Origin of the sequence: Burkholderia ubonensis subsp. mesacidophila (assembly GCF_002097715.1) — a bacterium.
Taxonomy (GTDB): Bacteria; Pseudomonadota; Gammaproteobacteria; order Burkholderiales; family Burkholderiaceae; genus Burkholderia; species Burkholderia mesacidophila.
The window spans coordinates 2,431,473-2,458,190 of record NZ_CP020738.1 but is presented as its reverse complement, the minus strand read 5'-3'; the positions used below and the strand labels follow the sequence as shown (position 1 = coordinate 2,458,190).

At 69.4% G+C, this 26,718-nt stretch carries 31 protein-coding genes; 12 read left to right on the top strand and 19 right to left on the bottom strand.

Going from position 1 to position 26,718, the window contains the following annotated elements; all coding sequences use genetic code 11:
• Window positions 1-61: 61 nt before the first annotated feature.
• The 4 genes from metC to B7P44_RS28490 form a co-directional block, all read right to left on the bottom strand.
• Complete coding sequence (gene metC, locus B7P44_RS28505; protein WP_084910075.1) at window positions 62-1,243, bottom strand: cystathionine beta-lyase; 1,182 nt, start codon at window positions 1,241-1,243, stop codon at window positions 62-64.
• A 61-nt stretch (window positions 1,244-1,304) separates the two neighbouring features.
• Window positions 1,305-2,030, bottom strand: coding sequence for an amino acid ABC transporter ATP-binding protein (locus B7P44_RS28500; protein ID WP_084909220.1), 726 nt, complete (start codon window positions 2,028-2,030; stop codon window positions 1,305-1,307).
• 40 nt (window positions 2,031-2,070) lie between these two features.
• Window positions 2,071-2,730, bottom strand: coding sequence for an amino acid ABC transporter permease (locus B7P44_RS28495; RefSeq protein ID WP_084909219.1), 660 nt, complete (start codon window positions 2,728-2,730; stop codon window positions 2,071-2,073).
• A gap of 70 nt (window positions 2,731-2,800) precedes the next feature.
• Complete coding sequence (locus B7P44_RS28490; RefSeq protein WP_084909218.1) at window positions 2,801-3,607, bottom strand: transporter substrate-binding domain-containing protein; 807 nt, start codon at window positions 3,605-3,607, stop codon at window positions 2,801-2,803.
• Window positions 3,608-4,104: 497 nt separating this feature from the next.
• On the opposite strand from B7P44_RS28490, the gene B7P44_RS28485 reads away from it, so the two are divergent.
• A complete protein-coding gene (locus B7P44_RS28485) occupies window positions 4,105-4,425 on the top strand; it encodes an MFS transporter (protein WP_133117935.1) in 321 nt (106 codons plus the stop codon).
• A 49-nt stretch (window positions 4,426-4,474) separates the two neighbouring features.
• Here B7P44_RS28485 and B7P44_RS28480 read toward each other — a convergent pair whose 3' ends face one another.
• The 8 genes from B7P44_RS28480 to B7P44_RS28445 all read right to left on the bottom strand — a co-directional run bounded on the left by B7P44_RS28480 (window position 4,475) and on the right by B7P44_RS28445 (window position 10,428).
• Window positions 4,475-5,092: a hypothetical protein gene (locus B7P44_RS28480; protein WP_084909217.1), complete on the bottom strand. Its 618-nt coding sequence runs from the start codon at window positions 5,090-5,092 to the stop codon at window positions 4,475-4,477.
• Window positions 5,093-5,157: 65 nt separating this feature from the next.
• Window positions 5,158-5,775 (bottom strand): hypothetical protein, encoded by a 618-nt coding sequence (locus tag B7P44_RS28475; RefSeq protein WP_084909216.1) that lies wholly within the window; start codon window positions 5,773-5,775, stop codon window positions 5,158-5,160.
• 125 nt (window positions 5,776-5,900) lie between these two features.
• Window positions 5,901-6,521, bottom strand: a complete 621-nt coding sequence (locus B7P44_RS28470; RefSeq protein WP_084909215.1) for a hypothetical protein — start codon at window positions 6,519-6,521, stop codon at window positions 5,901-5,903.
• Window positions 6,518-7,060, bottom strand: coding sequence for a hypothetical protein (locus tag B7P44_RS28465; RefSeq protein WP_084909214.1), 543 nt, complete (start codon window positions 7,058-7,060; stop codon window positions 6,518-6,520). Before B7P44_RS28465 ends, B7P44_RS28470 begins: the two co-directional genes overlap by 4 nt.
• A 52-nt stretch (window positions 7,061-7,112) precedes the next feature.
• Window positions 7,113-8,231, bottom strand: a complete 1,119-nt coding sequence (locus tag B7P44_RS28460; protein ID WP_084909213.1) for an extracellular catalytic domain type 2 short-chain-length polyhydroxyalkanoate depolymerase — start codon at window positions 8,229-8,231, stop codon at window positions 7,113-7,115.
• Between the two features lie 150 nt (window positions 8,232-8,381).
• Window positions 8,382-8,828, bottom strand: a complete 447-nt coding sequence (locus tag B7P44_RS28455; protein WP_084909212.1) for a lysozyme — start codon at window positions 8,826-8,828, stop codon at window positions 8,382-8,384.
• Entirely contained in the window at window positions 8,812-9,717 is a 906-nt protein-coding gene (locus tag B7P44_RS28450; protein WP_231716737.1) for a DUF2589 domain-containing protein, read from the bottom strand. Before B7P44_RS28450 ends, B7P44_RS28455 begins: the two co-directional genes overlap by 17 nt.
• Window positions 9,718-9,735: 18 nt before the next feature.
• Entirely contained in the window at window positions 9,736-10,428 is a 693-nt protein-coding gene (locus B7P44_RS28445; protein ID WP_084909211.1) for a DUF2589 domain-containing protein, read from the bottom strand.
• A gap of 267 nt (window positions 10,429-10,695) precedes the next feature.
• On the opposite strand from B7P44_RS28445, the gene B7P44_RS28440 reads away from it, so the two are divergent.
• Window positions 10,696-11,382 carry a response regulator transcription factor gene (locus tag B7P44_RS28440; RefSeq protein ID WP_084909210.1) on the top strand — a complete coding sequence of 229 codons (687 nt, stop codon included), beginning with the start codon at window positions 10,696-10,698 and terminating at the stop codon, window positions 11,380-11,382.
• On the opposite strand, the gene B7P44_RS28435 is transcribed toward B7P44_RS28440, so the two are convergent.
• The 3 genes from B7P44_RS28435 to B7P44_RS28425 are packed head-to-tail and all read right to left on the bottom strand — an operon-like array spanning window position 11,354 to window position 14,349.
• A complete protein-coding gene (locus B7P44_RS28435) occupies window positions 11,354-12,205 on the bottom strand; it encodes a bestrophin-like domain (protein WP_084909209.1) in 852 nt (283 codons plus the stop codon). The two genes, B7P44_RS28440 and B7P44_RS28435, sit on opposite strands and share 29 nt — an antisense overlap.
• 4 nt (window positions 12,206-12,209) lie before the next feature.
• The gene (locus tag B7P44_RS28430) at window positions 12,210-13,250 is read right to left on the bottom strand and encodes a hypothetical protein (RefSeq protein ID WP_084909208.1); all 1,041 of its coding nucleotides are present in this window, start codon (window positions 13,248-13,250) and stop codon (window positions 12,210-12,212) included.
• Between the two features lies 1 nt (window position 13,251).
• Window positions 13,252-14,349 (bottom strand): hypothetical protein, encoded by a 1,098-nt coding sequence (locus B7P44_RS28425; protein WP_084909207.1) that lies wholly within the window; start codon window positions 14,347-14,349, stop codon window positions 13,252-13,254.
• 213 nt (window positions 14,350-14,562) lie between these two features.
• On the opposite strand from B7P44_RS28425, the gene B7P44_RS28420 reads away from it, so the two are divergent.
• The gene (locus tag B7P44_RS28420) at window positions 14,563-15,009 is read left to right on the top strand and encodes a hypothetical protein (RefSeq protein ID WP_084909206.1); all 447 of its coding nucleotides are present in this window, start codon (window positions 14,563-14,565) and stop codon (window positions 15,007-15,009) included.
• 66 nt (window positions 15,010-15,075) lie between these two features.
• On the opposite strand, the gene lysA is transcribed toward B7P44_RS28420, so the two are convergent.
• Window positions 15,076-16,314 carry a diaminopimelate decarboxylase gene (lysA, locus tag B7P44_RS28415; protein ID WP_084909205.1) on the bottom strand — a complete coding sequence of 413 codons (1,239 nt, stop codon included), beginning with the start codon at window positions 16,312-16,314 and terminating at the stop codon, window positions 15,076-15,078.
• Window positions 16,315-16,417: 103 nt separating this feature from the next.
• Between lysA and B7P44_RS28410 the strand changes: the two genes are divergently transcribed.
• Complete coding sequence (locus tag B7P44_RS28410) at window positions 16,418-17,353, top strand: LysR family transcriptional regulator (RefSeq protein ID WP_084909204.1); 936 nt, start codon at window positions 16,418-16,420, stop codon at window positions 17,351-17,353.
• Between the two features lie 75 nt (window positions 17,354-17,428).
• Window positions 17,429-18,028: a GNAT family N-acetyltransferase gene (locus B7P44_RS28405; RefSeq protein WP_084909203.1), complete on the top strand. Its 600-nt coding sequence runs from the start codon at window positions 17,429-17,431 to the stop codon at window positions 18,026-18,028.
• An 88-nt stretch (window positions 18,029-18,116) separates the two neighbouring features.
• Here the strand turns inward: B7P44_RS28405 and B7P44_RS28400 are convergent, their stop codons facing one another.
• Both B7P44_RS28400 and B7P44_RS28395 read right to left on the bottom strand, forming a co-directional pair.
• Window positions 18,117-18,713 carry a DUF4142 domain-containing protein gene (locus tag B7P44_RS28400; protein ID WP_084909202.1) on the bottom strand — a complete coding sequence of 199 codons (597 nt, stop codon included), beginning with the start codon at window positions 18,711-18,713 and terminating at the stop codon, window positions 18,117-18,119.
• A 292-nt stretch (window positions 18,714-19,005) separates the two neighbouring features.
• On the bottom strand, window positions 19,006-19,629 hold the full coding sequence (locus B7P44_RS28395) for an HAD hydrolase-like protein (protein WP_084909201.1): 624 nt from the start codon (window positions 19,627-19,629) through the stop codon (window positions 19,006-19,008).
• A 188-nt stretch (window positions 19,630-19,817) separates the two neighbouring features.
• Between B7P44_RS28395 and B7P44_RS28390 the strand changes: the two genes are divergently transcribed.
• The 7 genes from B7P44_RS28390 (at window position 19,818) to arsH (ending at window position 25,891) form a co-directional block, all read left to right on the top strand.
• Window positions 19,818-20,765, top strand: coding sequence for an aldo/keto reductase (locus tag B7P44_RS28390; RefSeq protein ID WP_084909200.1), 948 nt, complete (start codon window positions 19,818-19,820; stop codon window positions 20,763-20,765).
• A 186-nt stretch (window positions 20,766-20,951) separates the two neighbouring features.
• On the top strand, window positions 20,952-21,884 hold the full coding sequence (locus B7P44_RS28385; protein ID WP_084909199.1) for a LysR family transcriptional regulator: 933 nt from the start codon (window positions 20,952-20,954) through the stop codon (window positions 21,882-21,884).
• Window positions 21,881-23,161 (top strand): C4-dicarboxylate transporter DctA, encoded by a 1,281-nt coding sequence (dctA, locus tag B7P44_RS28380; protein WP_084909198.1) that lies wholly within the window; start codon window positions 21,881-21,883, stop codon window positions 23,159-23,161. The genes B7P44_RS28385 and dctA overlap by 4 nt, the downstream gene beginning before the upstream one ends.
• Before the next feature lie 74 nt (window positions 23,162-23,235).
• Entirely contained in the window at window positions 23,236-23,571 is a 336-nt protein-coding gene (locus B7P44_RS28375; protein ID WP_193834316.1) for an ArsR/SmtB family transcription factor, read from the top strand.
• Window positions 23,568-24,062, top strand: coding sequence for an arsenate reductase ArsC (locus B7P44_RS28370; protein WP_084909197.1), 495 nt, complete (start codon window positions 23,568-23,570; stop codon window positions 24,060-24,062). The genes B7P44_RS28375 and B7P44_RS28370 overlap by 4 nt, the downstream gene beginning before the upstream one ends.
• Before the next feature lie 27 nt (window positions 24,063-24,089).
• Complete coding sequence (arsB, locus tag B7P44_RS28365) at window positions 24,090-25,160, top strand: ACR3 family arsenite efflux transporter (RefSeq protein WP_084909196.1); 1,071 nt, start codon at window positions 24,090-24,092, stop codon at window positions 25,158-25,160.
• 20 nt (window positions 25,161-25,180) lie between these two features.
• Window positions 25,181-25,891 (top strand): arsenical resistance protein ArsH, encoded by a 711-nt coding sequence (arsH, locus tag B7P44_RS28360; RefSeq protein ID WP_084910072.1) that lies wholly within the window; start codon window positions 25,181-25,183, stop codon window positions 25,889-25,891.
• Between the two features lie 36 nt (window positions 25,892-25,927).
• Here the strand turns inward: arsH and B7P44_RS28355 are convergent, their stop codons facing one another.
• Window positions 25,928-26,716: a substrate-binding domain-containing protein gene (locus tag B7P44_RS28355; protein WP_084909195.1), complete on the bottom strand. Its 789-nt coding sequence runs from the start codon at window positions 26,714-26,716 to the stop codon at window positions 25,928-25,930.
• Window positions 26,717-26,718: the final 2 nt, after the last annotated feature.

Sequence of the window (26,718 nt, the reverse complement as noted above, 5' to 3'; positions counted from 1 at the left end):
TGAAGAAACTTCGGTGCGCTGCGGCTCGTGCGACGCGCGCGCCGCAGCGCGGATGCATCAGTCAGGCTTGCGCGAGCGCAGCCGCGCGCAGGCGTGCGAAGCCCGCGTCGAGATCAGCGATCAGGTCGTCGGGATGCTCGAGGCCCGCGTGAATCCGCAGCAGCGGGCCGTCCCACGGCCAGCGCGTCGCCGTGCGGTGGCGCGCCGGGCTGGCCGGGATGATCAGGCTCTCGAAGCCGCCCCAGCTGTAGCCCATGCCGAAGCAGGTCATCCCGTCGAGCATCGCGCGCATCGCGTCGGCGGCTTGCGGATGCAACACGACGCCGAACAGCCCGCACGCGCCGGTGAAATCGCGCTGCCAGAGCGCATGGCCCGGATCGTCCGGCCGCGCCGGATAGAGGAGGGTCGCGACCTCGGGCTGCTGCGCGAGCCACGCGGTCAGCGCATGCGCGGTGCGTTGATGCCGTTCGAGCCGCACCGACAGCGTGCGCAGGCCGCGCAGCGCGAGATACGCGTCGTCGCCGCTGACGGTCATGCCGAGCTGCCGGTAGCAGCGCGTGATCTTCGGCGCCAGCGCCTCGGTCGCGAGGATCGCGCCCATCAGCACGTCGGAATGCCCGGCGATGTATTTCGTCGCCGCGTGGATCGACACGTCGACGCCATGCGCGAACGAACGGAAATTCAGCGGCGTGCCCCACGTATTGTCGAGCAGCACGACCGCGCCGTGCCGGTGCGCGACGCGGCTGATCGCCGGGGTGTCCTGCACCTCGAAGCTCAGCGAGCCGGGCGATTCGGTGAAGACCGCACGCGTGTTCGGCCGCATCAGCGACGCGATGTCCGCGCCGAGCAGCGGGTCGTAGAAGGTCGTCTCGATGCCGAGGCGCGCAAGCGTTTCGTCGCAGAACGAACGGGTGGGGTCGTAGACGGAATCCGTCATCAGCAGATGGTCGCCCGGGTTCAGCACCGCGAGCAGCGCGGTGGTGATCGCGCTGAGCCCGCTCGGCGTGAGCAGCGCGGCATGCGCGCCCTCGAGGCGCGCGAGCGCCTTCTCGAGCGCGCGCGTGGTGGGGCTGCCGTGGCGGCCGTACGCGAGCGGCGTGCCGCGCACGGTGTCGAGCGCCTCGGTGTCGTGGAACAGCAGCGTGGACTGCCGGTACACCGGCGGGTTCACGGGCGCACCGGGCTGGCCGTGCGAGCGGCCTTCATGGGCGAGTACGGTGTCGGTCGAATGCAGGGTCGTCAAGGCGTCGTCCTTTTTGTGATTGGGTCGATCGGTTCGCCGCGGCGGCGCGGCCGCCATGCGGTCAGTGCAGGATCTTGTCGAGGAAATCGCGTGCGCGGTCCGAGCGCGGCGCATGGAAGAACGCGTCGCTGGACGCGTCCTCGACGACCGCGCCCTGGTCCATGAAGATCACGCGATGCGCGACCTTCCTGGCGAACCCCATCTCGTGCGTGACGCACACCATCGTCATGCCGTCGCGCGCGAGCTCGACCATCACGTCGAGCACCTCGTTGATCATCTCGGGGTCGAGCGCGGAGGTCGGCTCGTCGAACAGCATCGCGACCGGGTTCATCGACAGCGCCCGGGCGATCGCGACACGCTGCTGCTGCCCGCCGGACAGCTGCCCCGGATACTTGTGCACGTGCGCGCCGAGCCCGACGCGCTCGAGCAGCGTCACGCCGTTGTCGGTCGCTTCGTCCGTGCGGCGGCCGAGCACCTTGATCTGCGCGAGCGTCAGGTTGTCGATGATCGACAGGTGCGGAAACAGCTCGAAATGCTGGAACACCATGCCGACGCGCGCGCGCAGTTGCGCGAGCTTCACCGCCGGATCGCCGAGCCGCGTGCCGTCGACGGTGATGCTGCCTTGCTGGAACGGTTCGAGGCCGTTGATCGTCTTGATCAGCGTCGACTTGCCCGAGCCCGACGGCCCGCACACGACGACCACTTCGCCTTTCGATACCGCCGCGCTGCAATCGGCGAGCACCTGATGCTTGCCGTACCACTTTGAAACGTTGTCGAGCGTAATCATGTTCTGTCCGTGGTTCTGGTCTGGAGAAGGAGCCGCGCGCTCAATGCGCGGTCGGCAGCGCGAGACGGCTTTCGACGCGGACCTGCAGCCGCGTGAGCAGCGTGCTCAGCACCCAGTAGATCGCGGCAGCCGCGAGATAGAGCGGCAACGGCTGGAACGTCGCGGCGATCACTTCCTGGGTCGAGCGCAGCAGTTCGGTCACGGTGATCACGGAGACGAGCGACGTGTCCTTGATCAGGCTGATCAGCGTGTTGCCGAGGCTCGGCACCGCCAGGCGCAGCGCCTGCGGGCAGATCACGTAGCGCAGCGTCTGCACGTGCGTGAGGCCGAGGCTGTGCGCGGCGGCCCATTGCCCGCGGCCGATGCCGAGGATCGCGCCGCGCATGCTCTCCGACAGGTACGCGGCCGCGTTGAGCGTCAGCGTGAAGATGCCGGCCGACGTCGGATCGAGCGTGATGCCGAGGTCGGGCAGCCCGTAATAGACGACGAACATCTGCACGAGCAGCGGCGTGCCGCGCATCACGCTCACGTAGCCCTGCGCGAGGCCGGCCGCGAGCCGGTTGCTGCCGATGCGCAGCACCGCGATCGCAAGCCCCGCGAGCAGGCCGAGCGCCATCGACGCCACCGCGAACTTCAGGGTAAGGGCCGCGCCTTTTGCCATCGCGGGCAGGGTGTGGACGACCAGGTCGAGTGCTTCCATCACGTGTCTCCTGAGTGTTGGCCGCACGCGTCGCGCGACCATGCGCGCGGCGCGTGCCGGTGGGGCTGCGTCATTGCATGGCGGGTTTCGTCGTATCGGCGCCGAACCACTGCATCGAAAGCTTCTTCAGCGTGCCGTCCTGCCGCAGCGACGCGAGCGCATCGTCGAGCGCCTTCGCGAACTTCGGGTTGCCCTTGCGGAACGGGATGCCCATCTGGTCCTCGCCGCCTGCGAGCACGGAGCCGGGGCGCAGCGGCAGGTGCGAGTTCCTGATCAGGTAGCCGAGCATCAGCCGGTCGTTGACCGCCGCGTCGATGCGGCCGGCGGCGAGGTCGCGCAGGTTCTCCGGCGTGCCGGGATACACCTGCAGGTCGATCGCGGGAACCGTCTTCACGAGGTCGACGTAGTTGCTGCCCATCGTCACGCCGACCTTCCTGCCCTTCAGCTCGTCGAGCGACTTGAACGCGCGCGTGTCGTTCTGCCGCTGCAGCAGTTGCGCGGACGAATACACGTACGGCTGGCTGAAATCGAGCGCCTGCCTGCGCGCCGGCGTGATCGCGACCTGGTTGACGATCACGTCGAACTTGCCGGCCTGCAGCCCGGCGAGGATGCCGCTCCATTCGGTCGTGACGAACTGCGGCTTCACGCCGAGGCGCGCGGCGACCGCCTTCGCGACGTCGACGTCGAACCCTTCGAGCTGGCCGTCGGCGTTGCGGTAGTCGAACGGCGGGTAGGTGCCTTCGAGCGCGATCTTCAGCACGCCGGCCTGCTTGACGGTGTCGAGCAGGTCGGCCGCGTGCGACGTCGCGGCGACGACGCACAGCAGCGCGGCGGCGAAACCTTGCTTGAACTTGAATGTCGGGGCGAGGCGCTTCATGGTTGTCTCCTGGGTGGTCGTCGAAAAATTCAGGGTGTGCGCGTCCGCGGCGACGGGCGGCGTCGCCGTGGGCGGGCAGGGGGCCGTGTGTTGCACGGCGCGGAAAACGCGGGGGCCGGTGTGGACCGGCCGCATGCGTGCGTGACGGTGCGTGTTGTCGCGGGTGTGGGTTACGGCGTGCGATCCCGCGCGGGCGCGGCATGGCGCAGGCGCGGGGTGGCGAGGCGAAGGAGGGCGGCGGAGAGTTCAAGCATGGTGTTCATGATTGCCCGTGCGGCTTGTGAGTGTTGTAGACCGGCTGCAGCGGCGCTGCGTGTCCGGCGACCACGACTGCTGAACGACTGAGGGCCATCTTAGTTTTGTCAAAAAGGAAAGTGCTTCCAAAAACGCGCGGACTTTCTGCGTTGCGTGGAACGTTTTTCTCTCGCCGGCGACGGTGACACACACGATCTGCTGCGGTTGCGCGCACTGCGCAGCATCGGGTGCTACGACGCGAGATGAGGGTTCACCCGGCCCCGTGCGGGGCGATGCAGGTCGTCGCGCCGATCAACGGCTTCTTCACGCTCGGCTGCGCGTATGTGTGGATGGCGATCTATCCGTGCGAGCTGTTCACGTCGACGGTGCGCTCGACCGCGATCAGCTTCGTGTTCAACGTGGCGCGCCTGATCGCATGGGTGTTCCCGATCATTTCCGGCGCGATGATCAAGGCGTTCGGCGGCGTTCCGCACGCGGCGGTCGCGATGAGCGCGTGCTACGTGATCGGGATCATCGTGTCGTGGTTCCTGCCGGAAACGCGCGGGCAGGGCATGCCCGAGTGACGACGCGGCGCGGCGCGCGTGATGCGCGCGCCGCCCGGTGTCGCCGGGCTCAGCCCATCACGACGTTCGCGAGCTTGAACTGGTACGGCGCCGCGGTCGTGCCCCCGCCGCCGCCCGTCATCACGATGTCGGCGCTCTTGATGCCGAGCAGCGACAGCTCGGTGTTGATGTCGGAGATCACCGCCGAGTTCATCACCGCGCCTTGCTCGATCTGCGATGCGGTGCCGATCCACAGCGTCGGCTTGAACTCGAACACCGCCTTCTGCCCCGGCACGATGCCGGTCTTGCGCGCGAGCAGGCGGCTGTCCTTGAAGACCGACGCGGTGATCGCGCCCTGGCGCAGGTCATTGCGCAGCTGGATCTCGCGCGACGTCGGCGCCGGGCCGGCGAGCGCCAGCACGTTGCCCGACGTCGAGCGAGACACGGTGAACAACTGACCGTTGTCCGCCCGCTTCTGCGGCATGTAGTTGCCGTCCGCATCGCTCGCGGAAACGGTCGTCAGCAGCGGGAAGACGAACGGATGATTGTCGCCGCGCCCGCAGTTCGTGATCACCTTCCACGCGATCGAGAGCTCGTCGAAGTCGGTCGACACGTTCTTCTGGAAGATCACCACCTGACTGTTGTTGACGTCGTTCGACAGATTGACGAAATTGAGCTTGATGTCCATGAGTCACCTTGGTTCGGATGCCTGAATGAAAGCGGCCGGCGGAGACCGCCGGCGCGCGTCGGGGGTTACGCCATCACGACGTTTTCGAGGAGGAACGTGAACGGCAGCGAGCGCGGGCCCGGGCCGCCGCCGGTCATCACGATGTCGGCGCTCGCGATGCCGAGCAGCGACAGTTCCGTGTTGATGTCGGAGATCACCGCGGAATTCAGCAGCGCGCCTTGCTCGATCTGCGACGCGACGCCGATCCACAGCGTCGGCTTGAACTGGAACACCGCCTTCTGGCCCGGCGCGATCGACGTCTTGCGCGCGAGCGCGCTGCCGTCCTTGTAGATCGTCGCGTTCACCGCGCCCCCCGGCAGGTCGTTGCGGACCTGCACCTCGCTGCTGGCGCCGGGGTCGCCGCCGAGCTGCAGCACGTCGCCCGAGCTGGAGCGCACGACCTGGAACACCTGGCCGTTGGTCGCGTTCTGCTGCGGCATGTGGTTGCCGTAGGCGTCGCTCGCGCTCACGCTCATCGTCATCGGGAACTTGAACGGATGGTTGTCGCCCTGTCCGCAGTTGCGGATCACCTTCCACGCGATCGCGAGTTCGTCGAAATCGGTCGCGACGTTCTTCTGGAAAATCACGATGCTGGAGTTGTTCGCATCGTTCGAGCGGTTGATCAGGTTCAGTTGAATATCCACGTCGTTGCTCCTTGAGTTGAAAGACGGCAATCGGTTTGCCGCGCACCTTCCCGCCGGCCCGGCTGTGAAGCCGGGCCGCCAAACCATGTAAACCAGGCAAAACGGATCAAAAAACGCGCCGGCCGCTAGCGCCGCTCGACCTGCTCGAGCGCGAAGCTGAACGGCTGCGCGTCGGCGCCGGTGCCGCCGCCCGTCATCACGATGTCCGCGGCGGCGACGCCCGCGAGCGGCAGCAGCGTGTTGGCGCTCGACAGCACCGCGGCGTTCAGCGCATGGCTTTCCTGCACCTGCGACGCGACGCCGATCCACAGCGCGGGCGTGAAGCGGAACACGGCCTTCTGGCCCGGCGCGACCGCGTGCTTCGCGGCGATCAGCCGGCCCGCGCAGAACGCGTTGACGTTCACCGCGCCGCGCGTCAGGCGGTTCACGACTTCGACGTCGCCGCCCGCGGCGTCCGCCTCGTCGGGCGCGAGCCGCCCGCGGCCGCTCGCCAGCGGGTCGATCGCGAAGCGCGCGCCCGCCGGCGCGGCGATGCGCGGCGAGAAGTTGCCGTGCTCGTCGCCGAGCGCGACCTCGATGTCGGTCGCATAGTCGAACGGATGGACGCAGTCGCGCCCGCAATAGCGGATCACCTTCCACGCGATCGCGAGCGCGTCGAAATCGGGCATCACGTCGCGCTGGAACAGCACCACCTCGCTGCTGCCGCAATCGTTCGAGCGGTTGACGAACCGGAGCCGGATGTTCATGACGCCTGCTCCGTCGCGCTCGCGTCGGGGTCGTCGCGCAGGTTGCGGTCGGCCCATTGCGCGAGCGCCGGCGCGATGCCGGTGGTCAGCGACGACACGTGCAGCGCGTGCGCGCGGGCCTGCGCGTGCAGGTCGCCGGCGAAGCGGCCGAGCGCCATCGCGGCGTCGCCGGGGCCGCGCGTGCGGCCGAGATCGTCGAGGCATTGCGCGGCGGCGTCGGCGAGCGCGCCCGCGTGCTGCAGGTGGCTCTGCGTGAAACGCGTCGCGAGGTCGGCGTTCAGCGCGGCCAGCTCCTTGAGCGCGGCGGCGGACTGCTTCAGCCCGACGCGCTCGACCTGGTCGCGCCACAGCGTGTTGGTGGCAGCCTGGCAGGCGTCGAGATAGCGATGTCCGGTCAGCAGCGCGGTATGCGCGAACGCGCGCCAGGCGGGGCCGCGGGGCGCGCTGCCGGCGCCGGTCGTTTGCGCGACGACCTTGCCGAACAGCTCGAGCGCGCCGAGGTTCGCGCTTTCCCATTGGGCGATCAGCGAAGAAAACATGACGGGTCCTTGTCGTGTGAATCGAGTGAGGATCATGGAAGCGGCGTGCGGCTCACGGGCGCGCGGCGCCGAGGCGCTGCACCATCTGCATCACGGCGGCCATCTGCGGCGCGTCGCGGCGATAGAAGCCGGGCCGGGTCGGCTCGGCGTTCGTATAGCCCCAGAAGTCCCAGCAGCCGAGCGGGTTCGCCACCGACTTCGCGACCTGCGGATAGAGCACGATCAGCCGGTTCGTGTCGGCGATCTCGTTGTAGCCGACGCCGCGGATCATCCGCTCGCCGACCGTCGCGGCGTTCTGCACGCAGCCGTGGAACACGACGTGCACCGCGCACGTGTCGCGCTCGCACGCTGCCGGGACATACACGTAGCCCGTGTCGTCGAGCGATGCGCGCCGCTGCGGGTCGAACGCGCGCTGGTCGAACGCGAGCAGCTTGCCGCCGGCCTGCACGGCGGGCGGGTTGAGCGGCTTGCCGGGCGTCGCGTAGATCCAGCGGACGATGTCGTGCGCCTGCTCGAAGCCGCAGTTGTCGATGTACGGGCTCGCGTTCGCGCTGCATGCGGCGTCGCCGGGGCGGTCCGTGACGAATGCGTGGCCGGCGTCCGGATGGCGCCGGTACTGCAGGTTCGCGGCGCTCACCTGCGCGAGCTCGTAGAAGCGCGCGGTCTGGTCGACGACGCGGGTCGACACGACCGTGTCCTTCGCGCCGCTGAACACGTAGATGCGCTGGCTGCGCAGGTTCGCCGGATCGTCGATCTCGCCGTGCTGTGCGAACGTCCGCGCGTAGCGCCACGCGTCGTTCGCGGACGGCGCGGGGCCGACCGGCTGCATGCACAGCGTCATCGCGGCGACCGCCGGGGCGACCAGCTCGTTCTCTCCCGCGCAGTAGAACGGCCCGCCGGCGACGATGCCCGCGCCGATCAGCCGGCTCGAATACGCGACGTCGAACTGCATCGCCATGAAGCCGCCGGACGACAGGCCGGACACCGACGTGCGCGTCAGGTCCGCGGCGTAAGCGGGCAGCGGCGCCGCGCCGGCCGCGCTTGCCGCGAGTGGCGCGGCCGCCGCGACGGCGAGCGCGGCCGCGGCAACGGCGGCGCGCGCGGCGCGGGGCAGGCGCGCGAAGAAGACACGGGGCGGCGTCGGGCGGCCGGGCGGGGGAATGACATGCATGCTGGGCTCCTTTCTTGAAATGCGTTGAGGTGCGGGGGATGCGGCTTCGTAAGACGACGGCTTCAGCTTAGGCGCGGCGCGCGGCGCGGTGAATGGCGCGAACGGCAGGGTCGGCGACCCGTGACGATCGTTGCGCGCCGCGTGCGCTGTTCACGAGAGGAACAGCGCGCGTTCGGCCTGGCGCCGCCGCGTGAGGCCCGCGAGCGGCCGCCCGCCCGCCTTGTTCCAGACCAGGAACTGGTCGGCCGCGCGGGCCGGCGCGCCGGCGTTCAGGTAGCGCAGCAGCGTCGACGCGCGCAGGCGGCCCGAGCCGAGGTTGAAGACGAACGACATCAGCGCGTCGAACTGCTGCTGCGTGACCGGCACGCGCAGCAGCTTGCGCAGGTTCAGCTCGGCGCTGCGCAGGTCCTGCCGCAGCAGCGCGTCGGCTTCGGCCGGCGTAAGCGGGCGGGTGAAGCGCTCGTGCGGCAGGATCAGGTGGCCGTAGCCGATGGTCGGCTTGCCGACCGCATCGAGATACCGCGCGAGCCGCAGGCCCTCGAAGTGCTTGATCAGCTCGATGCCTTGCGTGCCGGTGCGTTCAGGCTGGTTCGCCATCGTGGTGCTCCTCGTTGCCGTGCCGTGCGCGCGGCACCAGGCGATGCGTGTATTCGTCGATCACGCGCATGATCGCTTCGGGCGGCGCGAGCGCCGCGAACTGCATTTCGATGTCGATGTGCTCGGTGTCGCGGTGCCCCGCGTTGCCTTGCGCATCCTTCTTCGACGAGCGCGGCGCGAGCGTCACGTAGAAGCGCCCGCGCTGGTCGTCGCCGGCGAAGCCGCCAGCCGGATGCGCCTCGGTGAAATCGCCGCGTACCGTCAGGTGCACGACCATCCGTTCGAGCGCGAGGCCGCGCGGCGTCGCGAGCGCGACGAGCGGCACCGGCATCGTGTGCTCGGCGTCGAGCGCGACCTGGACTTCGCGCGGCGCGAGCAGGCCGTCGTCGCGCCGGTCGAAGAATTGGTCGAGCACGGCCGTGTACTGATGCGCGAGCAGCTGATTCGCGGCTGCCGCGGCGTGCTGCATGCCGCGCGCGATCTCGTCGAGCGCGAGCCCGCGCGGCGGCGGGCGGTCGGCGTCCGCCGGCTCGCCGGGCGGCGTGCCGGCAGGGGGCGCGGGCGGGGCGGGGGGCGGCGCGTCGGACGGCGGGGCGCACGCGTGGCCGTCCGGCGTGCCCGATGCCGGCCCGGGGGACGCCCCCGGCGCCGTGTCGGGCAACGTGCCGGATGCCGCGCCGGACGACGACACGCCGACGGCGGGCGCGGCATCCGGTGCGGCGAACGGGGCGGCCGTCGCGGCCGTCGCGTCCGGCTGCCCGCCCTGAGCGGCGCTCGCCGGTGACGCCGGCGGCTCGCCGGCGTCGGACGGCGCGAGCGCCGCCGCGTCGGCGGCTGGCCGGTCATCGCGTGCGGCCGCGTTGCGCCGCCTTTTGAAGAGCCTGAACATGGCCGGACCCGGGCGCGCTTACGCGTGCTCGCCGGCCTGCGCGGGCGCGCCCGCCGCCGGTGCGCCGTCGCCGGCGGCGCCCGCGCCCGACGTCTCGCCGATCAGCTTGCCGTCGGTCGGCGTCGCGGGCAGCGGCTTCACGTCCTTCGCCTTGTCCGCGGCGACGACCGGCTTGGTCGCCGCGTCGGTCAGGAAGTCGATCACGCGCATCAGCGCTTCGGGCGGCTGCTGGCGCTTGATCTGCGTGTGGATCGAGTATTTCGCGCGCGTGTCGGTGCTGCGCGTCTGCTCCGACTTGTGCGACACGCGGCCGGACAGGTTGACGCTGACGGGGCCCCAGCCGATCTTTGCCTTGAACTCGCCGCCGGCCTCGGTCGACGACGACGCCTTTTCCGACTGGGTGATCTCCATCTCGAAGTCGATCGTGCCTTCCTCGATCGCGATGATCGGGTGGACGATCGCGGCGAGCAGCGGGATGCGCATGGTCTTCTGCACGACGCCCTTCGACACGCCGCTTTCGTCGACGAGCGTTTCGTCGTAGTCGAACTGCACGGCCACCGCCTTGCCACCCTGGATGCAGACCTGCATCAGGAAATCCGCATAACTCTTCGCGGCTTGCGTTTGCGCGCTGATCATCGCCTTTAATGGTCCGGCGATCATTTGGTCCATCGGTAAAGCGTTAATCACCGAACCAATGAAATTAGCGTCCATGAATAAACTCCTCTGCCAGTTGAAGACAACGGACATTCGCTGTCGTTAATCAAGTTAGGCAATTGGAAGCGTCTTGCGAAGATGACGCTCGTCACGCCCGGTCTCCCGGGAAGGCCGTTGTAACGGGATGAAATGCGACAGCGGGGCTGAATTAGGACATTCTTCCCGGAGCGACGAGCCTAGTGCGCGGTTAAACAAACAGCGGTAAAAAGCCGGCGGAAGGGGAGTAAAAAAAACCTAAATCCCGCTATCGAGGAAACCGTGCAAATGAACGTCCTGATGATCGACAGCCCGCCGTTGTTCGTGGCAGGCGTGGCAGACGTAATGTGTAAACGCGACATGAGCTGGCATGTGTGGTCCGCCCAGCGCCCCGAGGACCTTCATCGCTTGCGCGACGCGCTGCTGCCCGACACGGTCGGCGCAGTCACGATCGAATGCGACGACCACGCGCCGCCCACGATCTGGCCGAACGTGCTGCACGAGACGTTCGGCGCGACGCCGTGGCTGTGCGTCGTCGGCGGCGTGTGCCGCCGGACGATCGCCGACGCGCTGCTGGCCGGCGCCGCCGGCATCATCGACCGGCGCGCGAGCGCGGACGAGTTCGCGGACGCCCTCGCCCGGGTCGCGGCCGGCGCGATCTACGTACCTCCGGGCGAAGGCGGGGCGGGGCCCGCGCGCGCGCCCGGCGCGTCGGCCGGCGACGAACGTGCGTTCGAGCGGTTGACGCCGAGGCAGCGCGAGGTGCTGCGGCTGCTGGCCGAAGGCAAGTCGAACAAGCAGATCTGCCGCGTGCTGAACGTCGCGGAAGGCACGATCAAGAACCACCTGTATGCGCTGTTCCGGCAGATCGGCGTGAGCAACCGGACGGAGGCGGCGTTGTGGCTGTCGCGTCACGTGCCGGCCGATCCGCCGTCCGGCTGCCTGTTCATGCCGGCCTGCAATCCGCCCGGCTGACGTGCGCCGCCGGCCCCGCGCCGGCCGGCGCGGCCAGCTCGGCGCGCAGCCGGTCGAGCGCGTGCCGGATCGGCGTGGCGCGCACGCTCACCTCGCCGGCGAACGGGCGGTCCACCGCCAGCACGAAAAAGAACGCGAGCCCGAGCGTGACCGCCCAGATCGACACGAGGCAGACATTGAAGCGCGTGCCGGGCAGCGCGTACAGCAACAGCAGCGACAGGCTGCTCGACACCAGCATCACGGCCCAGAGCGTTCCCGGCATCGCGGAATGGAGATTCTGCAGGCGGTTCTGCCGGTGCTTGACCATCTCGTTCGCGCGCGCCAGCACTTGCGCGAGCAGCACGCGTTCGCGCTCGTCGGTCGGCGCGATGCGATTGACCGCCGCGAACAGCCGGTCGAACGCGGCTTCGGCGCGCGGGTCGGCGCGGCCGTGCTGCTGCATCTGCGGCCACTCGTCGTCGGCGGCCCGCGCGAGGTAGTCGGCGAGCGCGCGGCGCGCGGCATCGGCGCCGCCGCCGCCGCCGGCGACGCGGAACGCGACGAGGTCGCGCGCCAGCTCGGTCGCGCAGGCGGCTTCGGCCGCGACGGTATCGGTCGCGGCCTGATAGGAATTCCACACCGACACGGCCGAGAACGCGACGAGCAGCGAGTTGATGGTCGTGACCGCCGACAGCATCGCGACGATCATCCCGCGCTGTTCGGCGTCGATCCGCGCGGGCAGCACGCGCCGGAACGCGGCATAGCCGAGCAGCGCGGCCGCGAGCGTCGCGGCCACGATCAATGCGCCCATCGCGGCGACGGGAATGTTGTAGAGAAACAGCATGGCGCTACTCCGGGTGGTCGTTGGGCGGCGTGGGGGGAAGCGGCGCGCCGCGCTGCGCGAGCGATGGATCGGCGGCGAGCATCGCGCGGGTGAACGCGGCGAGGCGCGCGCGGATTGCGTCGGCGGACGCGGACGCGTCGAGCGACTGCTGCAGGTCGAGCAGGCTCGCCGCGAGCTCGCCCTGCCAGTGCGCGCGCTCGCTGGCGGCGCGGGCGCGGGTGGCGACGAGCGTGGCGTCGACGTCGGCCGAGCGGTCGCCCTGCACGAGGGTCTCGAGCGTGTCGACGAGCCGCTGCAGCACGCGGTGCACGGCCGTCGCGGAGAAGCCGCCGAGCATCGCGAGCGCGGGCCGGCCGAAGCTGTGCATGCTGCCCTGCGCGAACAGCTGGGCCGGCAGCATCTCGACGAGGATCAGCCCGGCGATCACGCCGAGGATCAGCCGCGCGCCGTACGACGCGTCGTACTTCGGGTCGTAGGTCGACGCGGCGACGTAGCGGTGCGCCTGGAACAGCGTCGCGAACGACGCGCCGAGCCCCGCGCAGCACAGCAGGAACAGCGTGTTCCACAGCAGCAGCGTGCCGTCGGACTGCAGGAAGCCGCGATCGATGTTCTCGCTCGACACGTGCGGCGACAGGCTCGTCGCAATCACCGCGAACAGGAAGCCGAGCGCGGAGACGGTCAGCAGCCGGATCAGCGGCACCGGGCCGAGCCACGCGAGCGGATGCGCGTTGCGGCGATGCAGGTCGAGCAGCGTGACGGCCTGCGGCGTGGCGGGCGCGACGAGCGCGGCGAGCTTGCGGTGGAGCGTCGCGAGCAGGCGCTGCTGCGCGGGGGTGAGCGGCGGGTCGGCCGGCGCGCGGCCGTCGGCGATCAGTGTCGCGAGCTGCGCGACGGTGTCCGGCTCGACGGGCAGCCCGTGATGCAGCGCGAAGCGCGCCATCGCTTCGCATTCGTCGCAAAGCTGCGCGGCGAGCCCGTCCGCCAGGCGCGGCACGGGCGCGCGGCGCCGGCCGTCGAGCCAGCGCGCGAAGCGGAACGTGTCCATTTCATTGCGCTCCGCCCGGGGCCGGCACGTCGACCGTGAATTCGTGGATCGCGACCCGCTCGCCGGCATCCGCGCCCAGATGGCGCATGCAGGCGGCCGGCGCGACGCGCGTCCAGCGCAGCCGCGTGCGGTCGACCTCGAACACCGCGACCTGCCGGGCGGCGCGGCCGTCGTTGTGCGCGATGTACTGCAGCGACCTCGGCACGGGGAAGGCGACGTCGGTGACGGTGGCGCCGTACGACGGCACGAAGTCGATCACGTAGCGCGGCGCGTCGGGATGCGCCGCGTTGCAGTCGGTCGAGCCGGGCGGCGGCTCGCCGCGCCATTGAAGGAAGTCGCGGCAGAGGTCGATGCCGAACGCGGGCACGCCGCCGAGCCGGTCGGACAGGTGCGCGCCGCGCGCGTGCACGGTGGTCGTGCCTTGCAGTGCAATGCCGCTTTCCTTCAGCACTTCGACGAAGCTGCCGTCGGCAAGCTCGAAGGTGCGCGAATACGGCGTTTCGAGCGCGGGCTTCTGCCGCCCGTAGTCGATGCGCGACGTATGGCGCTTCGGCCACGCGAGCGCGCGCCGCAGTCCCGCGTCGTCGCCCGGCGCGAACGGCGGCGGGAAGTTGGCCGCCGCATACAGGCAGTTCAGCGATTCGAGCAGCGCGCCGCCGTGCGCGGCGACCGCCGCGCTCGCGCGCCGGCCGGGCGGGCGCGGCACGTCGATCAGCAGCGCCGCGGTGCCGGGCAAAATCACGATGCGCCCGACATGCTCGACCGGAAACCGCGCGGCGACTTCCGCGATCGCTTCGCATACCGGATCGATCTGCAGTGCGGGCAGCTGGCGCACCTCGCGCAGGTCGTGCAGCGCGTGCCACGGCACGCTCCAGTAGAACTCCGGCGCGGTCACGAACGTGACGGGCCGGCGGCGCGCGTCCGGCGCGCCGTGCTCCGCCTGGACGGCGTACAGCGCGAGGGAGACCGCCTCGTGCAGATGTTCGAGCAGATGGCTCTGCAAGCGAGTCGCATAGGCCGCGAGCGGTTCGCGCGGATGACGCGCGGGCTTGGCCGCGCAGTCGTAGCGCACGGAGATGACGCGGACGAACTGTTTCATGGCGGGAATCCTTTGACCGGGAATCGCGCGGCGTGCGCGAACCCGTAGCGGCACTTTGCGTGGCGCGCGGCGCACGGACAATGCGGCAGTCGTCATGGGACGCGGCGTGACGAACGGCCTATGGCGCCGTGCCGGATGCGCGGTTAGCGTGGATGGGCCGCGATGCGCGTGCGCAGCGGGCATCCCGAAACGAAATGGAGAGGAGTACGACCAATGACGCTGATCGGTTACCACGCGACGCGATCCGGGCATCGCGCGTCGTTGTCGGCGGGCGTGAAGCAGGTGACGCACGGCTGGAACCCGGCGTCGGGCGGCGCGCTCGGCTACGGTTTCTACGTGATCGTCGGCCTGTCGAAGCCGAGGGCGCTGTACCTGACCGGCTATGGCGTCGCGACCGCCGTGCATCCGCCGGAAAGCGTCGACATCTGGGAAGTGTGGTGCGACACCGATCTCGACCGGCTGGCCGCCTGCGCGGTGCCGGCCGGGCGGCAATGGAGCCGGATCACGTCCGACCTGTGCGAGGACTACGACTGGCTCAGCCATGCGAGCGAGCGTCCGCCGATGGAGATCAAGTTCAATCCGCGCGCGTATCCGCGCCTGAGGGTCCGGCTGAATGAAACGCTGTGCGTGGCCGAAGCCGAGCACCGCGCGTTCGAATAGCGGTCAGGGGGAGGCGGGGAGAAACCGGCCGCCGCCTGTGTGCGGCGGCCGGTCGCGACAACGCATTTACGCCTGCAATTCCAGCGCGAGCAGTTCGGCGATCGTCTGCCGGCGGCGGATCAGGCGCGGCGCGCCGCGATCGACGAGCACTTCCGGCGCGAGCGGCCGGCTGTTGTAGTTCGACGACATCGACGCGCCATACGCGCCCGCATCGTGCAGGAACAGCAGGTCGCCGATCCGCGGCTGCGGCAGGTGGCGGTGCGTGACCACGCCGCCCGCGTCCTGCGTGAACACGTCGCCGGATTCGCACAGCGGCCCCGCGATCGCGACATGCGCTTGCGGCCGGCCTTCCGGCGTCGCGCCGTCGGGCGTGTGCACGCTGACGCCGTGATAGCTGCCGTACATCGCCGGGCGCATCAGGTCGTTGAAGCCCGCGTCGATCAGCACGAAGTCGTGCTTCGGCCGGCAGTTGACCGACTGCACTTCGGCGACGAGCGTGCCGGATTCGGCGACGAGGAAGCGGCCCGGCTCGATCTCGATGCGCACCGCGTGGCCGAGATGCTGCTCGATCCGCTTGCGCGCGGCGTCCCACTGGCTGAAGTAGTGATCGACGTCGACGCGCGGCTCGCCGTCGCGGTACGGGATCGACAGGCCGCCGCCCGCCGAGATCGCCTCGATGTCGTGGCCGAGCGACGTGACGAGGTCGACCATCGCGTCGCACACCTGCGACAGGTGGCCGTAGTCGACGCCCGAGCCGATGTGCATGTGGATGCCGACGAGCTTCAGCCCGTACTGGCGCACGATCTCGATCGCGCGCGGCACGTCGTCGATCCAGATGCCGTGCTTGCTCTGCGGGCCGCCGGTGTTGGTCTTGTTGCTGTGGCCGTGGCCGAAGCCCGGGTTGATGCGCAGCCACACGCGATGGCCGCTCGCGTGCTCGCCGATGCGCGCGAGCATGTCGAGCGAGCCCGCGTTCACGGTCACGCCGTGCTTCAGCACCGCCGCGAGCGTCGGGCGGTCGATCAGGTCGGCCGTGAACACGACGCCTTCGGGGTCGCCGTCCGGCCGGAAACCAGCGGCAAGGCTGCGCTCGATCTCGCCGAGCGACACCGCGTCGACGAGCACGCCTTCGTCGCGCATCAGCTTCAGGATATGGACGTTCGAGCACGCCTTCTGCGCGTAGCGGATCACGTCGAACCGGCGCAGCTGCGCGATGCGGTCGCGGATGACGTCGGCGTCGTAGACCCACAGCGGGGTGCCGTATTGTTGCGCGAGCGTCGCGAGCTGGCGGGAATCGAGGGACATGACGGAGGAATCGGGTCGAATGAACGGATAGGGGGCATGATGCGCCCGAACGGTCATCCAGTAAAATGCCGATTTATCGACATTCGATTCATTACGGATATACATGGCTACGCTCACGCATCGCCACATCGAGGTGTTTCGCGCGCTGATGGTCACCGGCAGCGCGACCCGCGCGGCCGAGATGCTCTACACGTCGCAGCCGACGGTCAGCCGCGAGCTCGCGCGGATGGAGCGGATCGTCGGCTTCGCGCTGTTCGAGCGCGCGCACGGACGGCTGCGGCCGACGATGGCCGCGCTCACGCTGTTCGACGACGTGCGGCTCGCGTATGTGGGGCTGGAGCGTGTCGCGGCGACGGCCGCGCGGCTGCGCGAGTTTCGCGACGGCCAGCTGTCGGTGATCGCGCTGCCGGCGTTCTCGCACGCGATCCTGCCGGGCGCGTGCCGGCGCTTTCATGCGGTGCATGCGGGCGTCAGCGTGTCGGTCGCGACGCAGGAATCGCCGGTGCTCGAGGAGTGGCTGACCGCGCAGCGCTACGACCTCGGCCTCACCGAGCACGACGTCGCGCCAGCCGGCACCGTGCTCACGCCGCTGTTCGAGGCCGACGAGGTGTGCGTGCTGCCGGACGGCCATCCGCTGCTCGCGAAGCGGACGATCGAACTCGCGGATCTCGCGGATCGCCCGTTCGTCAGCCTGTCGCTGAACGACCCGTACCGGATCATGATCGACGAAGCGTTCGCGCAGCTCGGCGTCGCGCCGCGCTCGGTCGTCGAGACGCCGTCGGCCGTGTCGGTGTGCGCGTTCGTGCGCCAGGGGCTCGGCGCGGCGATCGTCAATCCGCTGACCGCGCTCGATTTCGCGGGGCGCGACCTGCAGATCCGGCCGCTTGCGCGTTCGTTCCCGTACCGGGTCAGCGTGATCGTGCCCGAGCACCGGCCGAAGAGCCTGCTCGGCGATGCGTTCACGGGCGCGCTGCGCGACGAGGCGGATGCGATCCGGGGCCGGCTCGCCGCGCATCTCGGCCGGCGCGCGGCCGTATGATGGAGGCTTCGCGCCGCCGCTCCCCTTCGTCGTTTCCCTTCGTCGTTTCCCTTTGACCCGCCTCCGGGAAGTCTCATGACCGCTTCACCCGTTCTGCCCGAACAACCGACCCTCACCGGCGAGCACGTCGAACTGCAGCCGCTGCACCCGTCGCATGCGCAGGCGCTGCTGGCCGCCGCCGCCGACGGGCGGCTATGGAACCTGCGGATCACCGTCGTGCCGGGGCCCGACACGATCGACGCGTATCTCGCGACCGCGTTGCAGGGGCGCGCGGACGGCACCGTGATGCCGTTCGCGATCGTCGAGCGCGCGACCGGCCGGGTCGTCGGCAGCACGCGCTTCTGGAAGATCGACCGCAAGAACCGCAAGCTCGAAATCGGTCACACGTGGCTCAGCGAATCGGTGCAGCGCTCGCGCGTGAACACCGAGGCGAAATGGCTGCTGCTCACGTATGCGTTCGAGACGCTGCAGTGCGTGCGCGTGCAGTTCACGACGGACGAGCTCAACGAGAAGTCGCGCGCGGCGATCCTGCGGATCGGCGCGAAAGAGGAGGGGATCGTGCGTCACGAGCGGATCATGCCGGACGGCCGCAAACGCAACTCGGCGCGCTTCAGCATCATCGACGACGAGTGGCCCGACGTGAAGGCGCGGCTGCGGGACAAGCTCGCGCGGTAGCGGGCGGTCGGGCCGCCGCCGGGAGAGGGACCGGCGGCGGGACGGCGGGAAGCGGTCATGCCGCGCCAAGCGTGGCGCGGCGGGCGCGTTACTGCGCCGAGGCGAGGTGATGACGCTGCGCGAGCTTCTGCGCTTGCGCGTAGTGCGCCTGCAGGATCGGCAGCGCCTGGCGCGCGACTTCCTTCAGCTTCGCGTCGCGGCCTGCCGCGATTTCGGCCTGGAATGCCGAGATCGCCTTTTGCTGGCCGGCCAGCGCGACCTGTTCGATATAGGCCTTGTCGAATTCCGCACCGCGCAGGGTCTTGATGCTGTCGAGCACGGCCGTGTCCGGATCGTTGTGCGGCACGTCGACGCCGCGCGGGCTTGCGGCGCGCATCGCCTGGATGATCTTTTCATCGTCGGCGGCCACGCGTTGCGCGAATGCCTTGACCTGGCTGTCCGACGTGCGGGAGTCGGCGATGCGTGCCGCGCCGCGTTGCGTCGAGACGGTTTTCGTGCCGTCCGTGATGAACGACTGGTCGGCTTCGTGGAGCCGCGTCGCGCCGCCCGACGGCGCGGTTTGTGCCGGTTCGGCCGGCTGGCCGGGTTGAGCCGGTTGGGCGGTTTGCGCGGTCGCCGTCACGGCGACGAGAAGCAGACCGGCGGCAGACAGCGCAAGGCGCGAAGCGTTCGGAAAACGGTTCATGGGATCTCCTTTCAATCGGGGCTCGAGTTGACGGACGGATAGTGTGATCCGTAGCTGTGCGAGAGACCGGGCGCGTGCCCGGGCCGGGTTCGACCGCCGCTCTGCCGCGGCGCCGGTCGAAGCGAGTCCCGGCCCGATTGATTCTAGGAGAGGGGTTTGCCCGTAGGTGAAACCGCGCTGTCGCTTGTGTAACGGTTGGTAAGACGAATGGACGCATGCGGACGATTGTCCGGGTGCGTGTGCTACGGATGGCGCGCGAAGATCGCGCACAGTGCGGCGCGGACGCGCCATGTCACACCACGTCGAGCAGCGCGTCGAAGCGGGTCAGCAGCGGCGTCGCGCAGTGCTTCTGCAACGCGTCGGGCGCGGTGTAGCCCCACGCGACGCCCTGGAACGCGACGTTCGCGCGGCGCGCGGCGTCCGCATCGCGGATCTCGTCGCCGACGTACAGCACGTCGGCGCCATGCAGCCCCGCGTCGCGCGCGAGCGCGCGCAGCCGGCGCGACTTGCCGAACAGCGGAATGCCGCACGCGAAGTGCCCGACGTGACGGCACGCCTGCGCGCCGAGCCGGTCGCGCACGACCGCTTCGCTGTTCGACGTCGCGATCGCGATCTGCACGCCGCGCGCCGCGAGCATATCGAAGGTTTCGGCAACGCCCGGAAACAGCGTCACGTCAGCGATGCGCTGCCGCATCAGGCGGCGCATGTCGATCGTCACGCGCGGCACTTTCCACGGCGGCACGTCGAGCGCGCGGATGATGTCGCGCGCGGACAGGCCGCGCAGCGTGGCGACGAGCGTGTCGTCGACGTCGCGGAAGCCGTGCAGGCGCGACGCTTGCGACAGCGCCGCGAGGAAGCAGTCGAACGAGTCGGCGAGCGTGCCGTCGAAGTCGAACGCGATCAGTCGGTAGGTCATGGCAGGCAGTGCAACAGTGGCCGCGATTGTAATCGGTTCGTCGTTCCGCCATGCGCTTTGCGCGAATCATGAAGACCTTATTGCGCAAAATCGCTTGGAGCGAGTGCCGCGCGTCCTCTAGCATGACCGCTCCGCTCGCGGCGCGTCGCGCCGCGAGGTTTCTCGACACGTTTTCAAGGGGGCTCATCATGGCATTGCGTTCGCTCGGCACGTCTTCGATCCAGGTCTCGCCGCTCGTGTTCGGCGGCAACGTGTTCGGCTGGACGGCCGACGAATCCGCATCGTTCTCGCTGCTCGACGCGCTGGCCGATCACGGGATCAACTTCATCGACACGGCCGACATCTATTCGGCGTGGGCGCCCGGCAACCGCGGCGGCGAATCGGAGACGATCATCGGCAAGTGGCTGAAGCGCCGCGGCCGTCGCGACGACGTCGTGATCTCGACCAAGGTCGGCCTGCTCGAAGGCCGCGCGGGCCTGTCGCGCGACAACATCCTGAAGGCCGTCGACGAGTCGCTGGGCCGCCTGCAGACCGACTACATCGACCTCTATTTCTCGCACGCGGATCTGCCGGATTCCGCGTCGCTCGAGGAGACGCTCGGCGCGTACCGGACGCTCGTCGACGCGGGCAAGGTGCGGATCATCGGCGCGTCGAACATCAGCGGCGCGCGCCTGCGCGAGGCGGCCGGGATCAGCCGCCGCGACGGCCTGCCCGCGTATCAGGTCGTGCAGCCCGAATACAACCTTTACGATCGCGCCGAATACGAACGCGACATCGAGCCGGTCGCAACGGAGCTGAAGCTCGGCGTCGTCAATTACTACGCGCTCGCGAGCGGCTTCCTGTCGGGCAAGTACCGGTCGACGGACGACCTGACGAAGAGCACGCGCGGCGAGCACGTCGCGCGCTATCTCGACGCGCGCGGGCTGCGGATCCTCGCCGCGCTCGACGCGGTCGCGGACAAGCATCGCGCGACGCCGACGGCCGTCGCGCTCGCGTGGCAGATCGCGCGGCCGAGCATCACCGCGCCGATCGCGAGCGCGACGTCGCTCGCGCAGCTGCGCGATCTCGGCGCGGCGATCCGGCTCGCGCTCGACGCGGACGACGTGAAGCAGCTCGACGAAGCCAGCGCGTACTGACCGGCGCGCGCGGCGTGATCCGACGCCGCGTGCGCTGCGTCGTGTCGCATCCGTAAGCATTTCGTCAGCCTGCATCGCGCCGGATCGCGGATGAGCCCGCGCGATCCGGCGTGCAATTGCAGCGCCCGCGCACAGGCCCCAGAATAGCCGCACCAATCGGCATTCAGACCAGCATACGGGCAGCGCGTGGGCATCAACTTCGATCTCACCGACTTGCAGGCTTTCCGGGCAGTGGTTCAGCTCGGCAGCTTCCGCAAGGCGGCGGACGCCATCAACATTTCGCAGCCGGCGTTGAGCCGGCGCATCGAGAAGCTCGAGGAGGCGCTGGGCGTGCGGCTGTTCGAGCGCACGACGCGCAGCGTCACGCTGACGACGGTCGGGCGCGTGTTCGCGCCGAGCGCCGAGCAGGTGCTCGACGATCTCGACGCCGCGCTGCTCGGCATCCGCGACGTGTCGTCGAGCCGGCTCGGGCACGTGACGATCGCATGCGTGCCGTCGGTCGCGTATTACTTCCTGCCGAACACGATCGCGCGGTTCCGCACCCGCTATCCGAAGATCCGCATCAAGCTGATCGACGCGAGCGCGAACGAGGTGCTCGACGCGGTGATGAGCGGCGAGGCCGACTTCGGCGTCGGCTTCATGGGCAGCCAGGAAGCGGACGTCGAGTTCACGACGCTGCTCGAGGAGCGCTTCGTCGCCGCGTGCCGGCGCGACCATCCGCTCGCCGCGAAGAAGCGCGTGACGTGGCGCGAGCTGTACGAGTACGACTACGTGTCGGTCGACAAGACCTCCGGCAACCGGCTGCTGCTCGACCAGGCGCTCGCGGGCGTCGCGCCGCGCGCGCCGAGCGTCTGCGAGACGCGGCACGTGACGACGATGCTCGGGCTCGTCGAGGCGGGCCTCGGCGTCGCGGCGGTGCCGTCGATGGCGATGCCGCTGCCGACGCATCCGATCCTGACGAGCGTGCCGCTCGTCGAGCCGGTCGTCACGCGGCGCGTCGGCATCGTGCGGCGGCGCGGCCGCACGCTGACGCCGGCCGCGCAGGAATTCCTCCAGCACGTGGTCGAGGACCGCAAGCCGGCCGCGCGGCGCAAGCGCGCGGCGGGGGATCACGCATGACGCTGCCGCGGCCGCTCAGGCTGCTGTACGTGCAGGTGCTGGTCGGGATGGCGCTCGGCGTCGCGGTCGGGCACCTGTTTCCGCATGCGGGCGTCGCGCTCAAGCCGCTCGGCGATGCGTTCGTCGCGCTCGTCCGGATGATGGTCGCGCCGATCGTGTTCTGCACGATCGTGACGGGCATCAATGCGCTCGGCGACGGCGCGCGCATCGGCCGCACGATCGTCAAGGCGCTCGCGCTGTTCTACGCGCTCACCGCGGCCGCGCTCGCCGTGGGGCTCGTGATCGCCCATGCCGCGCGGCCGGGCGACGGCCTGCATGTCGCGGCGCGCCATCTCGACGCGTCGGCGCTCGCGTCGTTCACTGCACGCGCGCCGGCTGCGGGCGTCGCGTCGTTCCTGCTGCGGATCATCCCCGATACGCTCGTCGGCGCGTTCGCCGCCGGCGAGGTGCTGCCGGTGCTGCTGGTCGGGCTGCTGTTCGGCTTCGCGCTCGCCGCGACCGAAGGGCGCGAAGGCATCGTGCATGCGTTCGTCGAAGGGATCGCGCGCGTGCTGTTCCGCGTGCTCGCGCTCGTGATGCGGCTCGCGCCGCTCGGCGCGTTCGGCGCGATCGCGTTTGCGGTCGGGCGCTTCGGCATCGATTCGCTCGGCTCGCTCGGCAAGCTGATCGTCGCGATGTACCTCGCGTGCGCGCTGTTCGTGATGCTCGTGCTCGCGCCGCTCGCGCGCCTGCACGGATTCTCGCTGTGGCGGCTTTTGCGCTATCTGCGCGAGGAGTTGCTGATCGTGCTCGCGACGTCGTCGACCGAGCCCGTGCTGCCGCGCCTGCTCGTCAAGCTCGAGGCGCTCGGCTGCGACAAGGGCGTGGTCGGGCTGGTGCTGCCCGCCGGGTATTCGTTCAATCTCGACGGCACCGCGATCTACCTGACGCTCGCCGCGCTGTTCATCGCGCAGGCGTGCGACGTGCCGCTGTCCGCCGCGCAGGTCGCGACGCTGCTCGCGGTGATGCTGATCACGTCGAAGGGCGCGGCGGGCGTGTCGGGCAGCGGGCTCGTCGCGCTGATCGCGACGCTGACGGTGGTGCCCGACCTGCCGGTCGCGGGCGTCGCGCTGCTGGTCGGCATCGACCGCTTCATGTCGGAGGCGCGCGCGTTGACGAGCGTGATCAGCAATGCGTGCGCGGTCGTCGTCGTGTCGATCTGGCAGCGGGGGTGCGATCGCGAGCGGCTGCGTGACGTGCTCGATGCGGGGAGGGAGGCGCCGGCTCGGGGCGTTTAGCGGATCGGACAAGGCGGGGCGCACTGCCGTCGATGCGGCTTCTCATGCTTCGATATTTCGACTATTATCGAATAATGGAAATGAACCAGACCATTGCCGCACTCGCGGCGCTTGCGCACGAGTCCCGGCTCGCCGTCTTCCGCGCGTTGGTGCAAGCGGGACCGCAAGGCTTGCCGGCCGGCCAGATCGCGTCGCTGCTGGACGTGCCCCCGTCATCGCTCTCGTTCCACTTGAAGGAACTGGCGCATGCGCAGCTCGTCACCAGCCGCCAGGAGGGCCGCTTCGTGTTCTATTGCGCGAACTTCGCAACGATGAACGGCCTGCTGGCGTACCTCACCGAGAACTGCTGCGGCGGCAATCCCTGCTCGCCGGCGGCCGCGTGTTCGACATCCAGCGAGCCTTGCCGATGACCACGAACGTATTGATCCTCTGCACCCACAACTCGGCGCGCAGCGTGCTGGCGGAAGGGATGCTCAATCATTGGGCCGCGAAGCTCGGCAAGGACGTGCGCGCGTACAGCGCCGGCAGTGCGCCGAGCGGGCGGCTCAATCCGTTCGCGCTCGACGCGCTGACGGGCGCGGGCATCGACGTCGGCGGCTACCACAGCAAGAGCTGGGATGAGTTCGTCGGCGACGGCGCGCCTGAAATGCGCATCGTCATCACGGTGTGCGACAGCGCGGCGGCCGAGACGTGCCCGTACTGGCCCGGCAGTCCCGTCAAGGTGCATTGGGGCTACGCCGATCCGTCGAACGCGCCGGGCGGCGACGACGGCAAGCGGCTCGCGTTCGAGCTCACCCGCCAGGCGATCGGCTATCGGATGCTGCAGATGCTGATGCTGCCGCTCGATCGCATGGGCAATGCCGAGCTCCAGGCGGCCCTGGTCGACATCTCGCAAAACTGATCGGATACCTGAGCATCGAGCCGTCCAATGAACACGTCCAACGTCGTCCCGCCGGAAAGGGCAGGCGCAAAGCCCGCCATCAACTTCTTCGAACGCTATCTGACAGTGTGGGTGGCGCTGTGTATCGTCGCCGGCATCGCGCTCGGCCAGGCGCTGCCCGGCCTGTTTCAGCAGATTGGCCGGATGGAATATGCAGAGGTCAACCTCCCCGTCGGGCTGCTGATCTGGGTGATGATCATCCCGATGCTCGTGAAGGTCGACTTCGGCGCGCTGCATGAAGTCCGTCAGCACGTCAAAGGCATCGGCGTCACGCTGGTCGTGAACTGGCTCGTCAAGCCGTTCTCGATGGCGTTTCTCGGCTGGCTGTTCATCCAGCATCTGTTTGCACCCATGCTGCCGGCGGCGCAGCTCGACAGCTACATCGCCGGCCTGATCCTGCTGGCCGCCGCGCCCTGCACGGCGATGGTATTCGTCTGGAGCCGGCTGACCGGCGGCGATCCGTTGTTCACGCTGTCGCAGGTGGCGTTGAACGACAGCATCATGGTGATCGCCTTCGCGCCGCTGGTCGGCCTGCTGCTGGGCATGTCCGCGATTACGGTGCCATGGGCCACGCTGCTCACGTCGGTCGTGCTCTACATCGTCATTCCGGTGATTCTCGCGCAGGTCTGGCGCAAGCTGCTGCTTGCGAAGGGGCAGGCGGCGTTCGACGCCGCGATGGCGAAGATCGGCCCGTGGTCCATCACCGCGCTGCTGGCCACGCTGGTGCTGCTGTTCGCGTTCCAGGGCGAAGCGATCCTGACGCAGCCGCTCGTGATTGCGCTGCTCGCGGTGCCGATCCTGATCCAGGTGTTCTTCAACTCGGCGCTCGCGTACTGGCTGAATCGCGCCGTCGGCGAAAAGCACAGTATCGCGTGCCCGTCGGCGCTGATCGGCGCATCCAACTTCTTCGAGCTGGCGGTCGCGGCCGCGATCAGCCTGTTCGGCTTCCATTCCGGCGCAGCGCTGGCCACCGTCGTGGGCGTGCTGATCGAAGTGCCGGTCATGCTGCTGGTGGTGCGCATCGTCAACCAGTCCAAAGGCTGGTACGAGCGGGCTTGAGCAAACACGAGGACCAAACCATGACTGACCTGCCGCAGCTCGACGCTGCACTGTTCCGCGTGCCGGACGCCAGCCGCTTGCGGCCGTCGTCGCCGTCGACCCATCCGCCCCGATTCCTGCTCCTGTACGGTTCGCTGCGGGAGCGTTCGTTCAGCCGCCTGCTGATCGAGGAAGCCGCACGCCTGCTGACGGCGATGGGCGCCGACGCGCGCGTATTCGATCCGAGCGGTTTGCCGTTGCCCGATGACGCGCCCGAGAGTCACCCGAAAGTCGTCGAACTGCGTGAGCTGGCGCAATGGTCGGAAGGCATGGTGTGGTGCTCGCCCGAACGGCACGGCGCGATGACCGGCATCATGAAGTCGCAGATCGACTGGATTCCGCTGTCGGTCGGCGCCATCCGGCCGACCCAGGGAAAGACGCTTGCCGTCATGCAGGTCAGCGGCGGCTCGCAGTCGTTCAACGCCGTGAACCAGATGCGCGTGCTGGGGCGCTGGATGCGCATGCTGACCATCCCGAACCAGTCGTCGGTGGCGAAGGCGTTCATGGAATTCGACGACGCGGGCCGGATGAAGCCGTCCGCCTATTTCGATCGCGTCGTGGACGTCATGGAGGAACTGGTCAAGTTCACGCTGCTGACCCGGGACATCGGCCCGTACCTCGTCGACCGGTACAGCGAACGGAAGGAAAGCGCGGACGCGCTGTCGAAGCGCGTGAATCAGGCCGGCATCTGAAGGGCCTGGGCGGCGTGTTCATGCGCGTCCGGCATGTCAGCGCGCCGTCACCGAATCGAGCCCGGTCGCCCGCACGACCGGCTGCGCCTGCGGCGACGCGAGATAGTCGAGCAGCGTCTTCGCGTTCTCCGGATGCGCGGCGCCGACCGGAATGCCGCCCGCGAAGCGCGTGACCGACTGCACCGCTTCGGGCACCTTGCCGACGTACGTGACGCCCTGCGCCGGCAGCAGTTCGCTGACCTGCTGGAAGCCGATCTCGTAGTCGCCGTTCGCGACGACCGACGCGACCGGGATCTTCGGCACCATCGACGCCTTCGGGCGAACCTGCGCTTCGATGCCGAGCTTCCTGAACATTTCCTGCTCGATGTAGACGCCGCTCGCGCTGTCCGAGTACGCGACCGACTTCGCGCGCAGCAGCGCGTCCTTCAGCCCGTCGACGGTGCCGATGTCCGGTTTCGGCGCGCCCGCGCGCACGACCATGCCGATCCGCGAATCGGCGAGCTCGACGCGCGACGCAGGGATCACCTTGCCTTCCTGGATCAGCTTGTCGAGCGCGTAGCCGACCATGATCAGCACGTCGGCCTGCTCGCCGCGCGCGAGGCGGTTCGGAATCGCCTCCTTCGACTGGCCCATCGACGGGCCGCGGATCGTGTCGAGCGTGTCGCCGGTCGCGGCGGTGAAGCCGGGGCCGAGCTGCTGGTAGGCGGCGGTGAAGCCGCCGGAAATCATCACGTGCAATTCGGCGGCGCGGGCCTGGAGCGCGACGGAGGCGAGCGCGGCGGCGAGCCAGATTGCCGCGCGGCGGGTGAGCGGTCGATTGTTCATCG